Origin of the sequence: Oxynema mangrovii CENA135 (assembly GCF_016632315.1) — a bacterium.
GTDB classification, from domain to species: Bacteria; Cyanobacteriota; Cyanobacteriia; order Cyanobacteriales; family Laspinemataceae; genus Oxynema; species Oxynema aestuarii.
In genome coordinates this window covers 1,464,815-1,484,011 of record NZ_JAEOXH010000001.1, presented here as the reverse complement: position 1 = coordinate 1,484,011, position 19,197 = coordinate 1,464,815, and the positions used below count along the sequence as shown (strand labels likewise).

Annotated in this window: 18 protein-coding genes; 6 read left to right on the top strand and 12 right to left on the bottom strand. The window is 51.5% G+C overall.

What is annotated here, in order from left to right:
• Positions 1–13 precede the first annotated feature (13 nt).
• Together JJD41_RS05765 and JJD41_RS24655 are read right to left on the bottom strand one after the other, a co-directional pair.
• Entirely contained in the window at positions 14–1,084 is a 1,071-nt protein-coding gene (locus JJD41_RS05765; protein ID WP_200665111.1) for a pentapeptide repeat-containing protein, read from the bottom strand.
• Positions 1,085–1,098: 14 nt separating this feature from the next.
• Positions 1,099–2,319, bottom strand: coding sequence for a pentapeptide repeat-containing protein (locus JJD41_RS24655; RefSeq protein WP_234488524.1), 1,221 nt, complete (start codon positions 2,317–2,319; stop codon positions 1,099–1,101).
• A 225-nt stretch (positions 2,320–2,544) separates the two neighbouring features.
• Here JJD41_RS24655 and psb34 point away from each other — a divergent pair, with 225 nt between their 5' ends.
• The 3 genes from psb34 (at position 2,545) to JJD41_RS05745 (ending at position 3,899) form a co-directional block, all read left to right on the top strand.
• Complete coding sequence (psb34, locus tag JJD41_RS05755) at positions 2,545–2,715, top strand: photosystem II assembly protein Psb34 (RefSeq protein ID WP_200665110.1); 171 nt, start codon at positions 2,545–2,547, stop codon at positions 2,713–2,715.
• Between the two features lie 95 nt (positions 2,716–2,810).
• Positions 2,811–3,047, top strand: coding sequence for a photosystem II protein, Psb35-related (locus JJD41_RS05750; protein ID WP_200665109.1), 237 nt, complete (start codon positions 2,811–2,813; stop codon positions 3,045–3,047).
• Between the two features lie 189 nt (positions 3,048–3,236).
• Complete coding sequence (locus JJD41_RS05745) at positions 3,237–3,899, top strand: pentapeptide repeat-containing protein (RefSeq protein ID WP_200665108.1); 663 nt, start codon at positions 3,237–3,239, stop codon at positions 3,897–3,899.
• 315 nt (positions 3,900–4,214) lie between these two features.
• Here the strand turns inward: JJD41_RS05745 and JJD41_RS05740 are convergent, their stop codons facing one another.
• Complete coding sequence (locus JJD41_RS05740; protein ID WP_200665107.1) at positions 4,215–5,561, bottom strand: PQQ-dependent sugar dehydrogenase; 1,347 nt, start codon at positions 5,559–5,561, stop codon at positions 4,215–4,217.
• A gap of 150 nt (positions 5,562–5,711) precedes the next feature.
• Positions 5,712–6,626 carry a hypothetical protein gene (locus JJD41_RS05735; RefSeq protein ID WP_200665106.1) on the bottom strand — a complete coding sequence of 305 codons (915 nt, stop codon included), beginning with the start codon at positions 6,624–6,626 and terminating at the stop codon, positions 5,712–5,714.
• Between the two features lie 311 nt (positions 6,627–6,937).
• Between JJD41_RS05735 and JJD41_RS05730 the strand changes: the two genes are divergently transcribed.
• Together JJD41_RS05730 and JJD41_RS05725 are read left to right on the top strand one after the other, a co-directional pair.
• Positions 6,938–8,164 (top strand): AAA family ATPase, encoded by a 1,227-nt coding sequence (locus JJD41_RS05730; RefSeq protein ID WP_200665105.1) that lies wholly within the window; start codon positions 6,938–6,940, stop codon positions 8,162–8,164.
• Positions 8,165–8,328: 164 nt separating this feature from the next.
• Positions 8,329–9,153, top strand: coding sequence for a hypothetical protein (locus JJD41_RS05725; protein WP_234488523.1), 825 nt, complete (start codon positions 8,329–8,331; stop codon positions 9,151–9,153).
• A 15-nt stretch (positions 9,154–9,168) separates the two neighbouring features.
• Here the strand turns inward: JJD41_RS05725 and JJD41_RS05720 are convergent, their stop codons facing one another.
• The 4 genes from JJD41_RS05720 to JJD41_RS25215 all read right to left on the bottom strand — a co-directional run bounded on the left by JJD41_RS05720 (position 9,169) and on the right by JJD41_RS25215 (position 12,954).
• Entirely contained in the window at positions 9,169–10,446 is a 1,278-nt protein-coding gene (locus JJD41_RS05720; protein WP_200665103.1) for a ribulose bisphosphate carboxylase small subunit, read from the bottom strand.
• 153 nt (positions 10,447–10,599) lie between these two features.
• The gene (locus tag JJD41_RS05715) at positions 10,600–11,250 is read right to left on the bottom strand and encodes a hypothetical protein (RefSeq protein WP_200665102.1); all 651 of its coding nucleotides are present in this window, start codon (positions 11,248–11,250) and stop codon (positions 10,600–10,602) included.
• Positions 11,251–11,500: 250 nt separating this feature from the next.
• Positions 11,501–12,577 carry a magnesium-protoporphyrin IX monomethyl ester (oxidative) cyclase gene (acsF, locus tag JJD41_RS05710; protein WP_200665101.1) on the bottom strand — a complete coding sequence of 359 codons (1,077 nt, stop codon included), beginning with the start codon at positions 12,575–12,577 and terminating at the stop codon, positions 11,501–11,503.
• Positions 12,578–12,825: 248 nt separating this feature from the next.
• Positions 12,826–12,954, bottom strand: coding sequence for a hypothetical protein (locus JJD41_RS25215; RefSeq protein ID WP_255547221.1), 129 nt, complete (start codon positions 12,952–12,954; stop codon positions 12,826–12,828).
• A 20-nt stretch (positions 12,955–12,974) separates the two neighbouring features.
• Between JJD41_RS25215 and JJD41_RS25645 the strand changes: the two genes are divergently transcribed.
• Entirely contained in the window at positions 12,975–14,426 is a 1,452-nt protein-coding gene (locus JJD41_RS25645; RefSeq protein WP_200665099.1) for a protein kinase domain-containing protein, read from the top strand.
• A gap of 75 nt (positions 14,427–14,501) precedes the next feature.
• Here the strand turns inward: JJD41_RS25645 and JJD41_RS05695 are convergent, their stop codons facing one another.
• The 4 genes from JJD41_RS05695 to JJD41_RS05680 form a co-directional block, all read right to left on the bottom strand.
• A complete protein-coding gene (locus JJD41_RS05695; protein WP_168569174.1) occupies positions 14,502–14,942 on the bottom strand; it encodes a DUF2996 domain-containing protein in 441 nt (146 codons plus the stop codon).
• A 14-nt stretch (positions 14,943–14,956) separates the two neighbouring features.
• A complete protein-coding gene (locus tag JJD41_RS05690) occupies positions 14,957–15,844 on the bottom strand; it encodes a hypothetical protein (RefSeq protein WP_168569173.1) in 888 nt (295 codons plus the stop codon).
• A 154-nt stretch (positions 15,845–15,998) separates the two neighbouring features.
• Positions 15,999–16,529, bottom strand: a complete 531-nt coding sequence (locus JJD41_RS05685) for a hypothetical protein (protein WP_200665098.1) — start codon at positions 16,527–16,529, stop codon at positions 15,999–16,001.
• A 171-nt stretch (positions 16,530–16,700) separates the two neighbouring features.
• On the bottom strand, positions 16,701–19,163 hold the full coding sequence (locus JJD41_RS05680; protein ID WP_200665097.1) for a PP2C family serine/threonine-protein phosphatase: 2,463 nt from the start codon (positions 19,161–19,163) through the stop codon (positions 16,701–16,703).
• Positions 19,164–19,197 lie beyond the last annotated feature (34 nt).

The window sequence follows — 19,197 nt, the reverse complement described above, 5'->3', positions numbered from 1 at the left end:
GCCCGAGCCGCGTTTACTCGCTCTCGGGTCTTTCGCTTTCGACGATCGCCCCGCGATCGCGCAATTGATTTTCCAGTTCGGGAGACAGTCCGATCGTCGCGACAAAGCGGGTTTTGCTGACTGTCGCCTCGTTCAACTCAGCTCGGGTCAAATCCACGGCAGTCAGGTTGGCCCCGGTCAAATTGCTCCCTTTTAAATCGGCATTTTTCAGACTGGCGCCGCTCAAATTCGCTTCGGTGAGGTTGGCGCCTTGCAGGTAAGCTGCGGTTAAATTGGCGCCTTCCAAACAGGCTTGTTGCAAGTTGGCGCCGCTTAAGTTGGTGCGTAAATCGGCGCGACGCAGGTGGGCGCGCTGTAAGTTGGCGCGGTTGAAGTTGGCGTTAATAGCAAGAGTGTCCACGAGATCCGCATCGGAGAGATCGGCGCCGCAAAAGTTCGCCAGTTGGAGAGAACAGCGACTCAAACAGGCGCCTTGGAGGTTGGCGTTGGCAAAATCGGCGTCGTCGAGATCCAAGCCACTCAAATTCGCTCCGGCAAAGTCCCGGCGCAGGTCGAGACCGAGTTCGGTACAAAAGTTTTGAAAATCGCGGTTGGGACTGAGATCGAACAGTTCTCGGGCGATTTGGGTACGATCGCGCTGGCAGGCTCGGGCTTGGGAAGGGTTGCCACTCGTGGTGTAATGACGCTGCAACTCGGACAGGACGCTGCATTCCAAGCGCCGATCGCCGAGTTGGCGGGCGATCGCGAGGCGTTGCTGCTGGCAGGCGATCGCCCGCTCGAAGTCGCCGAGAGCGGCATGAGTGTTGCTCAAATTAAAGAGCGCATTGAGGTGTCCGGTGCGATCGGCGATCTCCTCGGCGATCGCCCGATGTCGATCGTAAGCGGCGATCGCCTCGTGCAAGCGTCCTAATGCCTGATAAACCGCGCCGCAGTTGCCTACAGCCGCCCCTTCGCGGGCGCGATCGCCCACTTTTTGATAAATTTCCCCGGCCTGCTCCCAGGCATCTAAAGCCGCCTCAAACTCGTTGTTTTGATAGCACTCGATTCCCGCTTTCAGCAGCCGATCGCCCTGTTCTACACTCATCCCACTCCCCTAGCTCACGCTTCCTCAAAAATAGCGCCGCCTGCTTTTAACATCTGTTCGATTTCGACAGACAAACCCGCATCTTTTTTAAACCGCGCGCCTTCGACTTTGACTCCGGTTAAGTTCGTTTCCGTCAAATCGGTCAACACTAATCCGGCTTGGTGAAGGTCGGCCCCGGTCAGGTTCGCTCCCGTCAATTTGGCATCGCTGAGATTGGCATTGCTTAAGTTGGCTTCGGTTAAATTGGCGCCGACCAGATTGGCGCCGCTTAAATTCGCCAACGCCAAGCTACAACGATGCAAATCGGCCCGTTCTAAGTTGGCATCGCTCAACAGCGCCCCACTCAGATCGGCGCCGCCGAGTTGGACGCCGCGCAAGTCGGCTTCGCTCAAATCCGCATCGCACAAGTCGGCGCCGCGCAGTTTGGTTCCTTGCAGGTTGGCTCCACTGAGATCGACACCGCTCAAATTGCAGCCCCAGAGTTTGGCGCCCGCAAAATCTTGGAGCAGGTCGAGTTCGGCGAGTTGGGCCAGTTCGGTGAAGTCGTCGGTTTTGGCGTCCATGACCCGGGCGATCGTTTCTTGGAGGCGATCGAATCCCGTCTCCGAAGCTTCGATCTCGTATTGGGTGAGGCTCGGTTCCCGGTCTAAGCTGCTGTAGCGCAGTTCGACCCGGCTGAGATACGGTTGCAGTTTGAACGCCGCTAGCTCTTGCATCAGCCGCCGTTCGAGAACGCCGTGTTTGTTGGGACTGATGTCGTGGGGCCACAACCGTTCGGCTTCGATTAAGGCGAGGTTGGCGGCGCTGACTTCAAAGGTGGCTTCGATGGAAAACGGTTGACCCGTCAGTCGCGCTCTTCCGAGTTTGAGGCGATCGATGCCGCCGTGCAGAACCGGGGCGCCACTTTTGAGGGTCCAAGTCCAGGTGGGTTGTCGTTCGCTACCGCCTCGGGTGACCTCAACGGCGATCGCGTCGCCGTCAAAGTTGACGGTACGGCTCAGGGGTTCGCTCTCGTCTACCGCCATGTCGGCGCGATCGAGCGCCAGCTTCAGGGTGCCACCGATCGCCCCAAATTTAAAACGCCCCTCCTCGATGCTTTGCCACACTTCGTGAAAGTGGAGACTCGCGTAGAGATCGAGGAATTCCGTATCTTGGGTCGGGTCGGAAATCGGTTGACCGCTCAGTTGCATCGAAAGGCAATTGAACTGGGGGTGTTCGCTCGGGGGCTGCTGCATAACCAATCGGAAATCATCTGCTTAAAGGCTTGCTCAGTTTTTCACTCTAACTGAATCAAGGCATAAAACAACAGACATCCCCCTCAGTTTTGCCCGCCGTCGGCGCCCCAACCCTTCCCCCCTCGTGACGAACATCACGAGTTTCTTCTTGTCAAGTCACAGTAATATTTCTTTACATTGCGTTACATTAGTTAACAACAAGGCAAACGAAAGGAGTTCCTACTCATGTACACCACCACCGACGAACGCGGCATCCTCAACAACTACGCCACCGAACCGAAGATGTATTACGCTAAATATCCCTCTCAAGCCCAGCAACGCCGTTACATGCTCCAAGGCGCCTTCTCCATCCTCTTATTTACCGGACTGCTCTTAGTCGCGGCAGGGGTCAGTTAGAAACCGCTTCAATTCGCTTTAATCTACATTTTTTGTACATTTGTACCTTTGTAAACTTGTAAATTTTGTAAATTTCAATCGAGGAGATCGCAGATATGGCTACCTTCACAATTTTGATTGCCTTATTTATCGCAGGTTGGGCCGCCGTCGCCGTCATCGGAACCCAAGCTTACTTCCGAGGCGAACAAAGCAAACCCATCCACGAACGTAACTGGCGTTCCGAATCCTTCGAGAAATTAGCGAAAAGCATTACCGGACAAGATATCGACTATAAAGATCGCGTTCCCGCTTACCGCATGGATGCTTACGCCAGCAACAACCTGCCTGAATAATGTCCGTTGCTCGGCCTAAATCTTCAATTTTCCCAACCCTCCTCCGTGAGGGTTATTTTTTTTGGGGACAGCGTTAACAAGAGGCAAAAAGCAAGAGATTCAATTTTTAGATTAGAATCAGATCCAAGCTTTTCAGTTTGCGCGTCACTTCACCTCCTGTATAAGTCCCCCTTCTCTTCGAGGGCAAATATGGAAGACAACCATCACAACTCACCTCAAAAAGATTCCCGTTTGCCTTGGCAAAAATGGATAAATCCTCGCTCTTGCGCCTTGGGTTGCGTCTGTTACCTCGCCGGATTTGTGACCGTACCCGCAATTTTAATTGCCGATTCCAATCGACCCGAAATTAAAAAAGAGAGATTTTTAAATCGAGAAATCAATTCTTGTCAAAACTGTGACCTTGCTTTTCAGGATTTCGCCTTACGAAACTTCAACGAAGCCGACTTTTCCGGCGCCAACCTTCAAGAGGCGATCTTTGGAGCCACCCAATTAAGCGACGCGAATTTTTCCAAGGCGAATCTGGAAAGAGCGATTTTGAGACAAGCTAACCTAGCAAGGGCAAATTTTGAGGGGGCTAATTTATCTCAAGCCGATTTTTCTTGTGGGGCGGGAACTTGTACTTACTTGAGCGATACTAATTTTAGAAATGCCAATTTAACCGGGGCAGATTTTCAAGCAGTTGGCTTTACCCCCGCCGGAGAAACGGGCTTACCTAATGTTGATTTTACCGGGGCTGATTTAACCCGGGTTGATTTTACCTATGCCAGTGTAAAAGGGGCGTTAATGGAAAAAGCAAAGTTATGTGAAACGATTATGCCAGACGGTACGATTTCCAACCGTGATTGTCCGTAAAACGGATATAGGTTTTTTCAGATTGGTCAGGTAGATACAGCACTCGGGCGTCTGATGAGGTACAGTGCCGATCGCCCTATCCCCCCTTCGCCCCCCTTTGAAAGGGGGGTTGGGGGGATTTCGGGGGCAACGAGGAAAGTAGGGGTTGGGTAACCAAACCCCTACCTGGCGAGGGGGATTTAGGGGGATCTAAATGTCTTGCATAGCCGAGGAAAATGCTGTAGATCGGAATGAAACCAGTCCCAAAAAATTATCGTATATTTGCGAGAAAAGCTCTAAAATTATTTAGAAATAGGCGATCGCCTTTGCTATTGTTTACGGTCGATACTGAATCCGATAAATGCGGTTATTCGATTCTTCAGTAAATAATAAACTACCATCGTTTAAAACTAAAACGCTAACCGGGCGTCCCCAGGTGGTCGGTGTTTCTTCATTCGCCAAAAATCCGGTGAGAAAATCCTCATAATAGTCCTGGGGTTGTCCGTTCTCGTCGAAAGGCACGAAAACGAGTTTATATCCCGTCGCGCGATCGCGGTTCCAACTGCCGCGAAAGGCCACAAATGCCCCATTATGATAGCGTTCTGGAAAGCTTTCACCGTCGTAAAATTGCAACCCCAATGCCGCAGAATGGGATTGAAATAAAACATCGGGCATTTTCGTTTTTTGGACTAATTCGGGCGCTTCGCTGCGTCCGTTGACCGTCCGGCGTGGGTCTAAGTTTTGTGGGGAAAAATAGGCATAAGGCCATCCGTAAAATTCCCCTCGATTCAATCCCGTCAAATAGTCCGGAACTAAATCATTTCCCAAGCCATCGCGTTCGTTAACTGTCGTATAAAGTTTTCCCGTTATCGGGTGAAAATCTAACCCCACTGGATTACGCAAACCAAAGGCAAAAGTTTCGACTTGCGATCCGTCTAAATTCATCACTTGAACGGAAGCGCGCGGTAATTCTTCTCGGTCTACATTCGATCGCGAACCGACGGAAACGTAAAGCTGCTGTTCGTCGGGAGAAACAACTACATTGCGCGTCCAATGTTGGCGGTATCCTTCTCCCGGTAAGTCGGCAATTTTTTCTCCGGTTCCGGTGAGTTGAGTTTGTCCGTTTTGATAGTTGAAACGGCGGACTTCTCCAGTATTTCCTAAAAAGAATGAATCGGAGGCAAATGCCATCCCAAAGGGTAAATTTAAGCCATTTGTGCGATCGGCAAAGATATTTTGCTCGTCCGCCACGCCGTCGCCGTCAGTATCGCGCAAGCGACGAATTTGGTTGTTTGGGGTTTCGGTCACCAGAACGTCTCCGGTCGGCGTCAGCGCCAACCAACGCGGACTCGTCAGTCCTTCGGCGAAAATGTTGACCTCGAATCCTTCGGGGACGTTTAAAATGGGGCGATCGGGAATGGGGACGACTTGCGGCGGTTTGGCGACGCTGTCGCTGTGGAACGGTTCGGGGAGGTTGGCGGCGGAAATGCGAATCGGTTGGGGGGATAAAACTGCCGTTTCGAGGCGATTGGGGGCGCTTGGGGTCGTTTCGCTACCGATCGCCTCCGTTGCTGTATTCGTAGTTTCTGGGGTTGTCGCGGGCCGATCGCCTGTCGGCGCGATCGCATTACATCCGGCGAGGATGAGGACACAGCAAGGTAAAAGAAATCGAAAGTCAGACATCATTTTATCCAGTTAAAATTATCGAGTTTAAACCTTCGGTCGATAGGGCGATGGCAACAAATTTGAAATGAGTTATTTTTTCAAAAATTGTATTTTTGGCTTTTTATAAAAGAGTTGACATTATCTAGGGTTATTTTAAACTATTTTGGTTTATTTTAATCGATGAATATAAACATTTTTCCGTTTTTGTACGGACAGAAGTTTTTTCAAAATTCCTTCGAGTTCTGCTTTTGTGGTTCCGGTGGCGATCGCCGTATCTTCGTAAAAAGCAATCCAGGCTTTTTTGATGCCAATTTTTTTATATTTTTCGGCAAGGCGATCGGCGCTATATTGACCTATTTTTTGATAATACTGTTTGGCTAGTTTAGCATTATTGGCGATCGCGGTTTCGAGTTGTTCGCGATATCGAGCGCGATCGCCTTCGTGTTCGATATAATAGTCGATTAAGGCTTCGTCACTCATCGACGCGATCGCCGCTTGCGGTCTGCATTCTTCCCTTTTTTGGCGAACGGGTTCGTCTAAACGGGTAATAATCCCAAATTGAGATTCCGCTTCTTGATAAGAATCTTGAAGCGTTCCGCGAATGCTACAGCCGAAATAAAACGGATAAGATTGTAAAATACCGTCGTAAATAATGCGATCGCCAAAAGGAAGTAACACAGTTTCGACGATCGCGGGTAATGCACTTCCAATTAACTCGCGAAATGGAATATCTAAAGCTAACACCCCATAAACTTTACTCGGTTTGCGATCGACTAAAAATAGGGTGTACTGTTCGCGGTATCCAAAAATATAGAATTTCCCTTTAATAAAGGTTTTCCAACTGCGAACTAAGTTTAAATCTTCTGAAGAAAAATCTCGCGGATTGTCTTCGAGAAATCGGTCTAAAAATTCCGGATGTTGATAAAGCTGTCGGCGAAGAATTTCAATTTCTGCGATCGTAAAATTAACTAAATCCTCCAGTTCGCGTAATTCTTCAAATCCATTAATTCTTTGGTTGACATCAATTAATAAAGAATAATAAAGACGGTAAAAGCGATCGATTTCGGGTTCGGATAATTGCATGTTCCCCTCCTCCACCCGTAATGAATTGGGTTGAATTGTTCACTATACCCCGGGATTGGGGCGCCAGTCCGGGCGATCGCGCCTTCAGCTTACCATCCGCAGACTTGACAACTGTGTAGTATTTATGTAGTATCAAGATCGATTCCGACTCAATCGGGTCGATCGATCGGGTCTCGGGCGATCGCCTTCATCCCACCCCGCGATCGAAACTCATCCTAAATACAACCGATTTTATCGTGTTAACCGCCTGAAATTGAGCGGATTTAAAATCCCTTTTTTTCTATCGCCATTCCTCAGAAATAATACAACTTATGGGAACCGGATATTTTGGGAACTCCCACGATCGCGATCGCGCCAATTCGTCCCCAGAACAGGGATTACTCGGTGCAGGTTGGCGACCGCTTTATCGAGAATTTGACTGGAATTTTTTCTATCATCTTTGCTGTAACGATACCTTTGAACTCACCAAAAAAACCCTCGATGTAATTAGCGATGTCGCCGACGCCCTCGGACGGAAAGATTATGCTTGGTGGGCGAATATTTTTAATCTTTTTTCCGATTATACCCGAGGCGATCTCGATGAATTTTGGGATTACATCACCCCAAACCCACCCACACCCAACTATCGAGAATGCGACACCCTCAGTATCGATACTCCCACGGAACAAATTGTCAGTCGAGATAGCATTCCTATTGACTACGTATTGCGTCGCTTTCAGGAAATTACCGTTTTTAAGATCTTAGATTTATTAGACCGCCCCGATCTGATTACCCAAGTTTATCAAGACCGAAGTTTTTACTATCCCGTCGAACGCTTTGTCAGTTGGGAACGCCTGCAAACCATGGGAACCATTTTCGCTTATTGGCAATCCCATGATATTTGGTTGCAAATTGACTATCTCGGACAAATGCAAACTGGGACACGTTCGCAAAAACGTTATACCCTAATTTCCCGAGAACTCGGGTCATTAATCAATAAAGCAACCTACAATCTCGCGGTCATGTTAAGTGGCTATCACAGTCGCGTCGGACAACTTAATAGCGAGTTTGAAATTCGTTCTTTTCCTCAAGATATTCAGATTTTCACCGATGCGGTGCAACAGGCGATTTTTAACCAAAATCAATTGGCGATTCTCGTTCATGGGGTTCCGGGAACGGGTAAAACGGCTTGGACTCAAGCGGTGGCTAAAGAAATTTTAGTCCCTCTCGGCTATACGATTTTTATTCTCGATCGCGACGGGGTAGAAAACTTTATTCCGCCCAATTATTTAGAGCGAATTTGTATTATTATCAACGAAGCGGATAACTTGGCGCAAGACCGCTCTACTGAAATCGCCCAACAAAGCAATCGAACCGAGCATATTTTAAGTTTGCTCGATGGAACCCTTTATCAAAGTATCATCGACGATCGCCGCCTCCAAGAAACCCAGAAAATCGTCTTTTTGATGACCTGTAACACGACCGAACGACTCGATCCGGCGATGTTACGCAAAGGGAGAATCGATTTAACCTGCGAATTTACCCATCGTTTTGTCTGAAACCGTCTGTTTGTGGGCCGAGTTAGGAAAAATAGCGGATTTGTTATCCTATTTGAAGAAACTTATGTTTTAAGCGGAAGTCGAGCTAACCCAAGTTAAAAACTGGGTCAAGTTACGATAATTTTCACCGGGAGGAAGGGCGAATGGTACGCGGGCGATCGCGATTGGAAGAAATTCAAGAAGATTTTGATATCTGGCCCGCATTTACGGACTTAATGTCCAATGCGTTTATGATTCTCAGTTTTCTGCTATTGCTGGCGATTATTAAACCGTTGGTTTCGATTTCGAGTATGCGCGAAACCGAAGCCGCCTTGCGAGAACAGCTTGTCGGGTTAGAAAATAGTTTGGACAAACAGCGCGATCGCGCGGCGTCGGCGGAACAAAGAATCGGCATTTTAACGCAACAAAATCAAGCCCTAGCTGCCCGAAATCAAGCGCTCAACGCTCAAACGGAAGATTTGAAGGGACGCTTAAAAGAAGAGCTAGAAACGCCCAAAGCACCGCCAATCATCGTGATTCGAGATACGGGTTCCTATCGGTTTGAGTCGGGGAGCGCCCAAGTTCCCGATGCTTTAGAAAGTTACGTGCGATCGCAGTTAGTCCCGCAAATCGAAGCGAACGCCAAACAATATCAAATTGATGTAGTAGAAATTATCGGCCATACCGACGGACAACCGAACGAAAGCAGCGCCAGCAATCTCGATCGCTCCCTGGAACAAGTGGCGCGTGGCAATACGGCGGTCAGTCAACTGGTTCCCGGTTCTAATGCGGATTTGGGGTTGATGCGATCGCTGGCGGTGGTGCAGATTTTACAGAATATTCAGAAAAACGAAAAACGCTTGCAAGGGTTGGAATTTCGCGCCTATTCCGCCGCGCAACTGGTCTCTCCCAGTGGCGGATTTGCGGATATCAATCGCAACGCGGACGAAACCCGCCGTCGGATCGAGATCCGCTTTACTCGCCTGGGAGAAGTCACCAGCGTTCAATAGGGTGGGTTCGACCCTTTAGCGGTTGGGACGTTGAACGATCGTCTCGCTGACCCGGCGTTTCGCTTGCGGTTCGATCCCGACAATCCGCACGTAGTCGTTGGGATGGGTTTGCAAACAATTGGCTAATTCCCGGGCCGCTTCCTCGTGGCGATCGCTGGCGATACAGGCGCAAGTTTTCCAGGAATTAGTCTGGAAACGGCGTTTATCGACGAATTCGATGCCGATGTTATATCCGGCGATCGTCAGTTGTTGCAACGGTTCGGCAATCTCTGAAGGTAAGGTTCCCTCGTTAGCCGAATGGTTATTCGCCCGGGGTGTGGCTTCCGGTTGGCTGCGTTCGGTGCGGTTGCGCCCTACCGCTTTCCCCGCTTGCGGCGATCGCGCGGGCCGGATTTCCTCGTCGTCGTCGCGATCGTCAATTCTCATGTACTCCCGCGACAGGCGCATCCGACGCACTCGGTCTTGTTCGTCGAACATCAGATGACCGATTTCGAGCAAATGTTCTAGATTAAAGTTCGGTCGCTCGATCTTCGGCGCCCCTTCCGTACTTTTGAGCAAGCGCGACGAGACCCGATTTAAGCCGATTTGGTCGATGAATTTACGCACTTGTTCGTCGTACAAGCGCGATCGCAAGGCGCCGAAAAAGTCGATCGACTGCTCTGGGAAGGTATCCACTAACTGTTGGATTTGAGCGCGCGAGAGTCCGTCCGCTTCAAAAATTCCCGACACGATACCGATGCGATCGTCCCGGGTCGGTTCCCAGTAAAATTTCTCCATGCGACCGTCACGGATTAACGGTTCGTAGAGGGTCGAAAAGTCGTTTCCGGTGACGATTATCGGGACCCGGTGCAGGGGGGTCTCGTCGTAACTCCCCGGTAACTGCACGTTGGTCGGATTGTCCGCAATATTCATCAACGTCCCGTTGACCAGTTGGGTGTTGACCGTGTACTGGGTGGAGCGATCGAATCGTCCGGCCCCGGCGTCGAGGTCGTTAATCATCAACACCGACATTCTGCCGCGCGTGCGAATCAGTTCGGCAGCTTCGCGATAACGCAGGCGAATCAAGCGCGCCGGATCCCCCGCGTCCGGGCTTTCGAGTTCTCCCGCCGACATGTGAACGACTTCGACGCCCATTTTCTCGAACACCAGTTCGCACTGAAAGGACTTCCCCTCGCCCTTGCGTCCGTGAATTCCCAAAATTAAGGGAACCCGAACGTCGGGTAAATCCATAAAGTTCTTGGTAATGTGAACCGCTAATTTGTCTAAAAACTTCGGAGCAATATAAAAACTCATGCCTGTTGAAATTCGCGATCGCGCTGCTTCTTTGTTCTTGTATTAAGATTTTATGACAAAAGCTTCGAGACAATAAATGTTTTTCGAGGGATTGAATTAAAATCTTTTATTCTGGCAATAAGTGCCTCGCGATCGCCTCGCCCAACCCCTAACTTAGGGCATCCATTCCAACACGAGACCCCAGCGATTTTCCCCCTCATCTTCTGCATCTTGTCGCTGCCAATCCGCCCCCAAACGCAGTTGTGGCAAAACCGCATAACCGACATTGACAGAAAACAAACCCCCGCTTTCTTCACTGCCGACCCCTACCCGACTGTATCCGAGGGCAATATCTGCCGCCCCCGTGCGCGACAGGGCCAACATCACCCGCCCGCCGAGTTGTAAACCGTCGATCGAGTAATCCTCAGATTCGAGTTGGCGGTAGCCGAGAACCGGAGCAATATTGACGTAATTGCCCAAAGGTAGCAGGTAATAGCGCAATTCCGCACCGCCGCCCGAGCGATCGCCCCCACTGGCCTGATAATCCCCACTCAGAGTCAATCCGGTGCGACCGAGAAAGATATCTTCCACCCCAATTTGGACGCCGCTACTGTCGTCCGCGTCGCTAAATTGCGAGTAACCCAACCGCACTCGGGTTTTAAAACTCGGATCGTTACGAATATCGTCTAAAACATCAGGAACCTCTTCCAACCACCGTTGTAAAACCGGGCTATTTTCAATCACTTCCGGATCGAGATCCAACCGTTCGGCATCCGAAGTTTGGGCGATCGCCATTGGAGAAAGAATAAAGAAGAAAAAACTCACAAGCCAAAAGCCAGAGTTCGGCAGAGATAAACGAAGAGATAAACGAGATTGGCAGGTTGTTTTCATGGGAATTTTGGAGGCAAGAAGCAACAGGCAACAGGCAACAGGCAACAGGCAACAGGCAACAGGCAACAGGCAACAGGCAACAGGCAACAGGCAAACAACTCCCTCAATAAAACCAATAAAAACGGCCCTGCGACAGTGCAGAGCCGAAAGACGAAACAACAGAGGAGCGAAACCGGAATACTGACTAACGAACTACCCCTTCCATCGATGTCACTTCGATTGGCTTCATCAGATACAGACGCAGAAGTTGCCAGGCAGTAGAAAGATAAAGGGGTAGTTTTTGGAAAAACTGCAAGAATTTCGGCGTGTTAGAACTCGCTATTTCGGCAAGTTTAACATTATTTTCCGTGCAGGTGTCCAACCGACTGAAGAATTCGGGATGGTCTACATCCAGAACCAGAGGGAACACCCGTCCTGCAGTTTCGTTGGTCTTGCGAATCACGTGAATGTCATAATCACGGGCGTCAAGACCGATGCAAGCGTAGAATCCGGAACGCTGGATATCATTAAGATACATCGTAGCAAAGACCGAGAGCAAGAAGAAACGGCTCCAGAGTTTCGCTCTCCAGTCATTGAGCATTTGCGGTTGCGATTTCATAATCGCATCGAAGAAATCGCCGTGGCGGTTTTCATCCTGACACCAATTTTCAAAGAAGCGGAAAATCGGATAAATCCGATGTTCGGGATTCGCTTCTAAGTGGCGATAGATCGTGATATAGCGCCAATAACCGATTTTCTCGGATAAATAGGTCGCGTAGAAGATAAACTTCGGTTTAAAGAAGGTGTATTTCTTATTTTTGGTCAAAAATCCCAAATCCAGGGATAATTTGAAATCCGACATCGCCTTGTTTAAAAATCCGGCGTGACGGGCTTCGTCGCGGGACATCAAGGCGAAGCACTCGGCTAAAACCGGGCTTTTGCCTTTGAGACGACGGGATAATTCTTTGTAAAGCAGAAAGCCGGAGAATTCAGCCGTGCAGGAACGTTCTAAGAATTCGACAAACAACCTGCGCGTTTCGCCGTCGATGTGATCCCAAGATTGCTCGAACTCGTCGTCACGGACGAAGTGGTGACGGTTGTAGTCGGTGCGAAACTCTTCGAGAATCGCTTGGAGTTCGTCTTCATTCGGGGAGATGTCCATTTGAGCCATCTCCTCGAAGTCGGTGGTGTAAAACCGAGGGGTGAGGATGGTGTCCTTCGCCGGGGCTTTGACCCCAGGGCGAATTTCATCAAAGGCAGGTTTTTTGAGGGAATCTACCATAGGATTCGTTGTTGATGTTCTTAAATGTGCCTGACGGGTGTCTGACGAGTATCCGACCCGAAAACGCCGACGAAATCGCCGCTTGAGTAGGTCGATCGCCCTTAAGGCGTGCCTAGAGTTATACGCCCGTGAAGTCGTATTGCCTTCAGTCTATCAGTCTAAACTGAGTTGACCGCATCCGATCGCGTTAAGATTCGCAACAGTCAGTCAATTTTTGTTAAAAATTTGCAATAACTGAGTAGAATTACTCAACTTTTTCGGCGATCGCCCCCGGTTTGGGTCCGGTTGGGGAACAAAACCCGATCGCCACCGACCGAGACCCGTGGGGCGATCGCCCAGAGTCCGGGGAGATTGTGCCAACATAAAAGGAAAGGCATTAGCTCGATGGCGTCCCCGTATGACTGTTTGCCTCAATCCGCACTGTCCGCAACCGAATAATCCCGATCGCTCCCAGTTTTGCCAGACTTGCGGCGCGAAACTGCTGCTCGGCGATCGTTATCGTCCCGTCAAACTGATTGGTTCGGGAGGATTTGGGCGCACCTTTGTCGGCGTAGACGAATACAAACCCTCCCACCCCCGTTGTGCGATCGAGCAATTCTACACCCCCGACGAAGGACGGAGTTCCCACTACCAAAAAGCCTGCGAACTGTTCCGACAACAAGCGATCCGCTTGGAACAACTCGGACAACACCCGCAAATTCCCGACCTCCTGGCTCATTTCGACCAAGAAGGACGGCAATATCTCGTGCAAGAGTTCGTAGACGGTCAGAACTTAGCCGAAGAACTCGCCCTCACGGGTACCTTTGACGAACGACAAATCCGAGAACTGCTCGAAAATATCCTGCCGATTTTAGAATTCATCCACGAGCGAGAAGTCATCCACCACGACATCAAACCGGAAAATATCATTCGGCGCGATCGCGACGGCCAGCTATTTCTCGTAGACTTCGGCGCCGCTAAAGCCGTCACCGCCGCCACCTTGGGCCATACCGGAACCGTCATCGGCAGTGCGGGCTATTGCGCCCCGGAACAAACCATCGGTAAAGCCACCTTTGCCAGCGATTTGTATAGCTTGGGCGTCACCTGCGTTCACTTGCTCACTCAAATCGAACCGTTCGACCTGTTCGACTCCCGCGAGGGGAAATGGGTATGGCGCGATTATTTAGTCGATCGCACCGTCAGCGATCGCCTCGCCCGCGTCCTCGACAAACTGCTCGAAAATCCCCTATCGCGCCGCTATCACAGTGCGAGGGAGGTTCTCCAAAACCTACAGCATTCTCCCGCCCGGGCGATCGTCAACCCGGCGCCCTCCGTATCCCCCATCGCGCCCTCCCCTTCCCCTCGCGGCGAACTCGTCCCCGCCGACGAAGACCTCCAAAAACGGATCGGCACCAGTTACTTACTCTGGGTCGTCGGTTGGGTCGGCATCAGTGGCTTGCACCGACTTTATAACGGCAAAATCTTCTCCGGCGCCTTGTGGTTCTGCACCGGAGGCTTATTCGGTCTCGGTCAGATCGTCGATGTCTTCCTGATTCCGGGAATGGCCGAAGAACAACAAGCCAAAATTCGCGCGAAACTCGGGATTTCCGAACGCGGCATTCCCTTAAACCAGCAAGCGGCGATCGCCCAAACCCTCACCCCCAACCGTCACGACCAAATCGCCATCAAACTCCTCAAAGCCGCCCAAGCACGCGGCGGCCAGCTCTCCGTCACCCAAGCCGTCATGGATACCGAAATCGGTTTTAGCGACGTCGAAGCCACCCTTACCAAAATGGTCTCCTCCGGTTACGTCAGCATAGAAAACGACCCCATCACTGGAGTCGTCCTCTATCGCTTTAATGAATTCTGACCCGACCTTCACCCTCCCCGGGTAACGCTTCCCCATCGGGAACCCTTAACCTCTGCGCGGGAAAGCATCCAGTCACTAATTCGGGCCGAGCCACTTTTGACCGTTCAAACGCTGCACCACATAAAAGACCAACAAATCTAAATCGATCTTGCGTTCGTCAATCAAAAACGGTTCCAACGTACTCGGTTGACTCGACCCTTCAAAGCAAGAAAAAGCCCTCGGCCCTTTAATATCCTCCGCCGGGAAGTAAATATTAAACTGCCGCCGTCCGTTCATCCAACGGCCAATCACTTGAGCGCAATCCCCATTCTCTCCCAAACTGGCCGCAACCTTTTGCTTGGCAAAACTCAGCTCCAGATCGTCGAGACCTTGTTTGCCGAGCGCTTCTTTGAGAGCCGGGATGTAGTGTTGTTCGACGAACTCGGCAAAAGGTTTATCTTCCACCGCAGGAGGTTTTTCCTTTTTCGCCGCTTTCGCCGGAGGTTTTCCCTTGGGCTTTTTATCTTCTGGTGCCATTGACGCTGTATCCTTTAAATCTCAGCAACTGCTCGTTCGACTAACCGACGAGCTAGGGTTTGAATCCCCGTATGCTCATAGTAATTCGTTGTCATGTCCAGAAAAGCACCGAGGTAGTCTAATTTATCGTCAGACACTTCGATAAATTCTTGGATGTTGTTGACCACCTTCTCCGGAGTCAAGCCCCGAGAAGCGACGAAATTGCTCATCCAGCCAGAGGTTGAGGCAAAACTTTCCCCGATAAACCCGAGTTGTCCCGCCGCATCGCCACCGGGAATGACGCTGCTGAGTTTTTGGAACATCCCATTTTCTTTGATGTCCGAAGCGCTCAAGTTGCCGATAATTTCTTGGGTTTTGAGAATAAAGTCCGGCCCGAGGGGAATCAAACCGTCCAGACAGACTAACGCCGCCATCCGCATCAACGATTCGCCGCCGTAATCGCCCAAAGACGCGACGAAATCCCCGATACTGTCCCCGGGAATGCCGTTAATTTGGCAAAAGGCAATCAGTTCGGCCACCAATTTGAGGGACAGGTCGATAGTTTGGGCTTTGTCCGGTTTCGGGGTGAGCCGATTTAAGAAGCCCAAGAAGCCGACTTTTTCGCCCACCTTATTGGCGAGGGCGGCTGCACCGAGAGTTCCACCAAAACTATCGACAGTTTGATAAATCCACAAGGCTCGTTGGTATCCTTGAGATTTATCGTTATAAAGTTCGATCGCCCGTTCGCCAATGGCTTGAATGACTTCATCGTCTTCGACTTCGGTAACGCGACGGATCGTGTTTTCAAAGCCTACGAGGTTTTCCCATTCCCCGGGAACGACAAAATCGAGGGATCTTAAAACGTAAATGGTGATGTTATTAGTCGGTAATTCGTCAACTAATTCATAGATTGGTTTACTCACGTTCGGCTCCTTTGGTGATGTCTAGATTTTGTAATTTGAGAAGGCAAAAGTTACGCGGTCATAGGCAACAGGGAAGGGCTAAGAGGCCAAAAGTTATAGGCCAGAGGTTATAGATCTTTAGATCTCATGTTTAAGCCTCCCGATTGGTGACTTGCTATTTCAATCCGGCTAAACCATTTAAGTTAAATTTTTGTAACCAGGCTTCCCGATCTCCTGGGGTAAACGAATCGTCTCGCGATTGAATTTTGACTTGGAAGCGATCGGCGACCAAAATTGCCGTATCCTTTGGGGTTAAAGAATACGCGGGATATCCGGCCACTTGTTTAGTGCTGTTTTGGAATTTTTCAGCCGCTTTCGGATTGTTGGCCGTATCGGTAATGGACAATACCGCAATTTCCTTGCCCCCTTGTTTCAATTTCGCTAAGGCCGAGCCTTGTTTTTCCTGGGTGTAAACCCGCTCGAAACCGTTGCCGGAAAGGGGAAAAAAGCGGTTGAAAGCACTTCCGGGAAGGACTTGCGCGCTGCCGGAGGAACGAGAGGTATTGACTTGTTCGGTGCTTTGACGTTGGGCCGAATCCCAGCGCGAGGCTTGTTTCGACGAACCGCCGCAAGCCGTGACGAACAACAACAAAGTTAAGGCAACGGAAATTATGGTGGCGGAGGTACGTTGTTTTTTAATAATCATCGATTTAACCGAAAAAATAGTCAGGTAGGGGCGATCGGCAAATCGCCCCCATAAGATACGTCGGATCGTAGCGCAGACCGGATCCGGTACGGGAGATCCTTGCGATTTATTCAGATTTGCGCCCATGAGGGGGCAAAAAAGGGGGGAAAGTTTGGAGATCGCGATCGCGGCTTACGGCGTCGAGGTTGTCGTCGGGGGGCGATCGGTGGGGGGAGAATTGGCGCCTTCGGCGGGGAGTGGGGTACAGTTTTCGATGTCGTCGGCGTGGAGATGGCGGTGTTCGCGCACGGATCCGAGCAGGCGAGTTTCCCGAATCCAGCCGATTTGCCCGGCTTTGACCGGGGAAGGGGTCGTCAGATGGTTGGCTGGGGAATGGGCGATCGCGGAATCCGAGGGAGGGATTGGCGACGATTGGTGTTCGAGTTGGAGATCGGGCGATCGTCCGGAGGTGGCGGGGTCGTTCCCCGGATCCGGCGCGTTGGGGATCGCACAAACTTGCAGTTTGACCCAGATTTCCGACTCCCCTTGAAGCTGTTGTTTTTGCTGAATCTGCACGATACTGCCCACGGGAATCATGCCGACGATCGCCTCGGTAGCGCTGGCGGACTCGACGGGTTCGGCGAGCAAAAGGCGCACGTTATTGCCATTGTCGTTGGCATTCGTCGTCAGTTCCAAGCGGTAGAAGGCTTTGAGATCGAGACGGTCGCGGGCGATCTTGCCGGAATCGACGACGGGAGAGGGACTGTACTGGGCGATCGGATTTTGCCAGCGTTCCGTCGCCATTAAGACCGCGACGATGCCGACCCCCAACAGGGCGATCGCCGCCAACGCCACGGGCCAGGACAGCAGCGAGTTCGGCTTGGTCTGGGGTGGGGGGACGAGCTGGGTGTCGCCCCCCTTTTTCTTCGGAATTTGGGTATCGGCTTCGCGGGAACTCGCCTCGGCGGGGTCGCGTTCCCCGGTGTTTGTGGTCGGGATCGATTCGAGGTGTTCGAGTAAGAGATGCGGACTGAGGCGAGCGTCGGGATCGGGTTCGACCCGGCAAAACAGCACGGCGACGGTAACGTTATCGTGTCCGTTATGGTAGTTGCCGATATCGATCAACTTCGTCACCGCGCGGCGCACGTTCAATTCCCCCGTTAAAATCGGCAAAATCTCCGTTTCCCAATATTGTTCCACGCGATCGTTATCGCTCAAGCCGTCGGAACACAGGAGAAATACACTATCTTCATCCAGGATCGTCCGTTGCACCGTCGGATGCAAGATCGCCGATGCCCCCATGCCGAGGGCTTGAATTAAAGAGCCAGAAGCCCCTTGTTGCAAGGCATCGCGGTAAAGAGCGTAGCCGAGGCGCACTTCTCGGGAGGCCACGTCATCGTCTAAAGTGACTTGCCGACATCCGGAACGGGTGATCCAATAGGCGCGACTGTCGCCGACGTGAGTGAGGTAGATTTCGCGATCGCGGGCGAACGCCATCACCAGGGTCGTTCCCATGCGTTGGCGTCCCTGTCGCTGTTGACCGTCATTGCGCTCGGAAATCAGTTGGTTCGCGGCGCGGACGGCCCCTTCCAGGGTATTGTTCAGAGTTTGGGGGTTTAAGGGGACCGGACGCTCCAAGAGGGGCTGGAGGTTGTCTCGTACCGCTTCGATCGCCAATTGAGAGGCGACGTTCCCCCCTTCGTGTCCGCCAATCCCATCGCACACGATCGCCAGCACCGACCCGTCCGGGGGAATGGCGATCTCGGTCTCGCTGGCGGGATAGCAGGCATCTTCGTTGCGACGGCGGGTCGGGCCGCGATCGGTTCCCGTGGCGAGCTGGTAAGTGCGCCGATACAGTCGCGACGTCGTGGCGATCGCGCGATCGAGCAGTTCGAGCAGTTGGGTGGCAGTGCGGATTTGCGATCGTTCCAGCATCCCGAACAGTTGGTCTAAAAACGGTGCCACCAGGGGATCCGCATGAGGGAGCAACTGCCTTCCCAAGCGACCGAGGCGATCGAGTTCGATAGTTTGTCCGCGATCGAACTTCAGTTCCAATATCTTTAAAATTGACCCTTCCACCCGCAATAACTCCGGTTGTACCAGGGTCGAAACCACTTTCTCCTTAGCAAAGGGATGCCACAATTGGGCGATCTGCCACAACCAATAGAGCTGGCGCAGGGGAGACGCCTGTTTCCAACTTTCTCGCAAACTCGGCAACAACTCGACGCGCACCGCAGGATTGCCGTTATTCGACGCCGTGGCTTCCCCTTGGGGGACGACGGCGATCGCCCCTTGTTCGAGCAACCAAATCGGCTGCACCGTCGGATTGCCGTTTTCCGAAAGCACGCCGTAAATTTGAGGGACGTGCAGGCGGTAGGGAAACAACTTCAAATAGGGAACGGTCGATTCGGGCAGATCTACCCAGACTTGCGGGACTTGACCCGGTTTCGTATCCAGAAAAACGCGCCGGGTCATCACCTGATAGCGCTCCGCGAGGATGTCCCCCGGCTGATAGTTGTCAACACCCTTTCCCACTCCCCAGAGGTAACGCTTCGGTAAAGGAGTGCGGCATTGCTTGCAAAATTTAGCGGTATGGGGGTTGGCCGTTTGACAGGTGTAATTGGGACAGTAAATCTTTGCCGCCGGGTTTTGCATGGGGTTTCCTCGCGCCTGTACGCTGTTGTCGGTA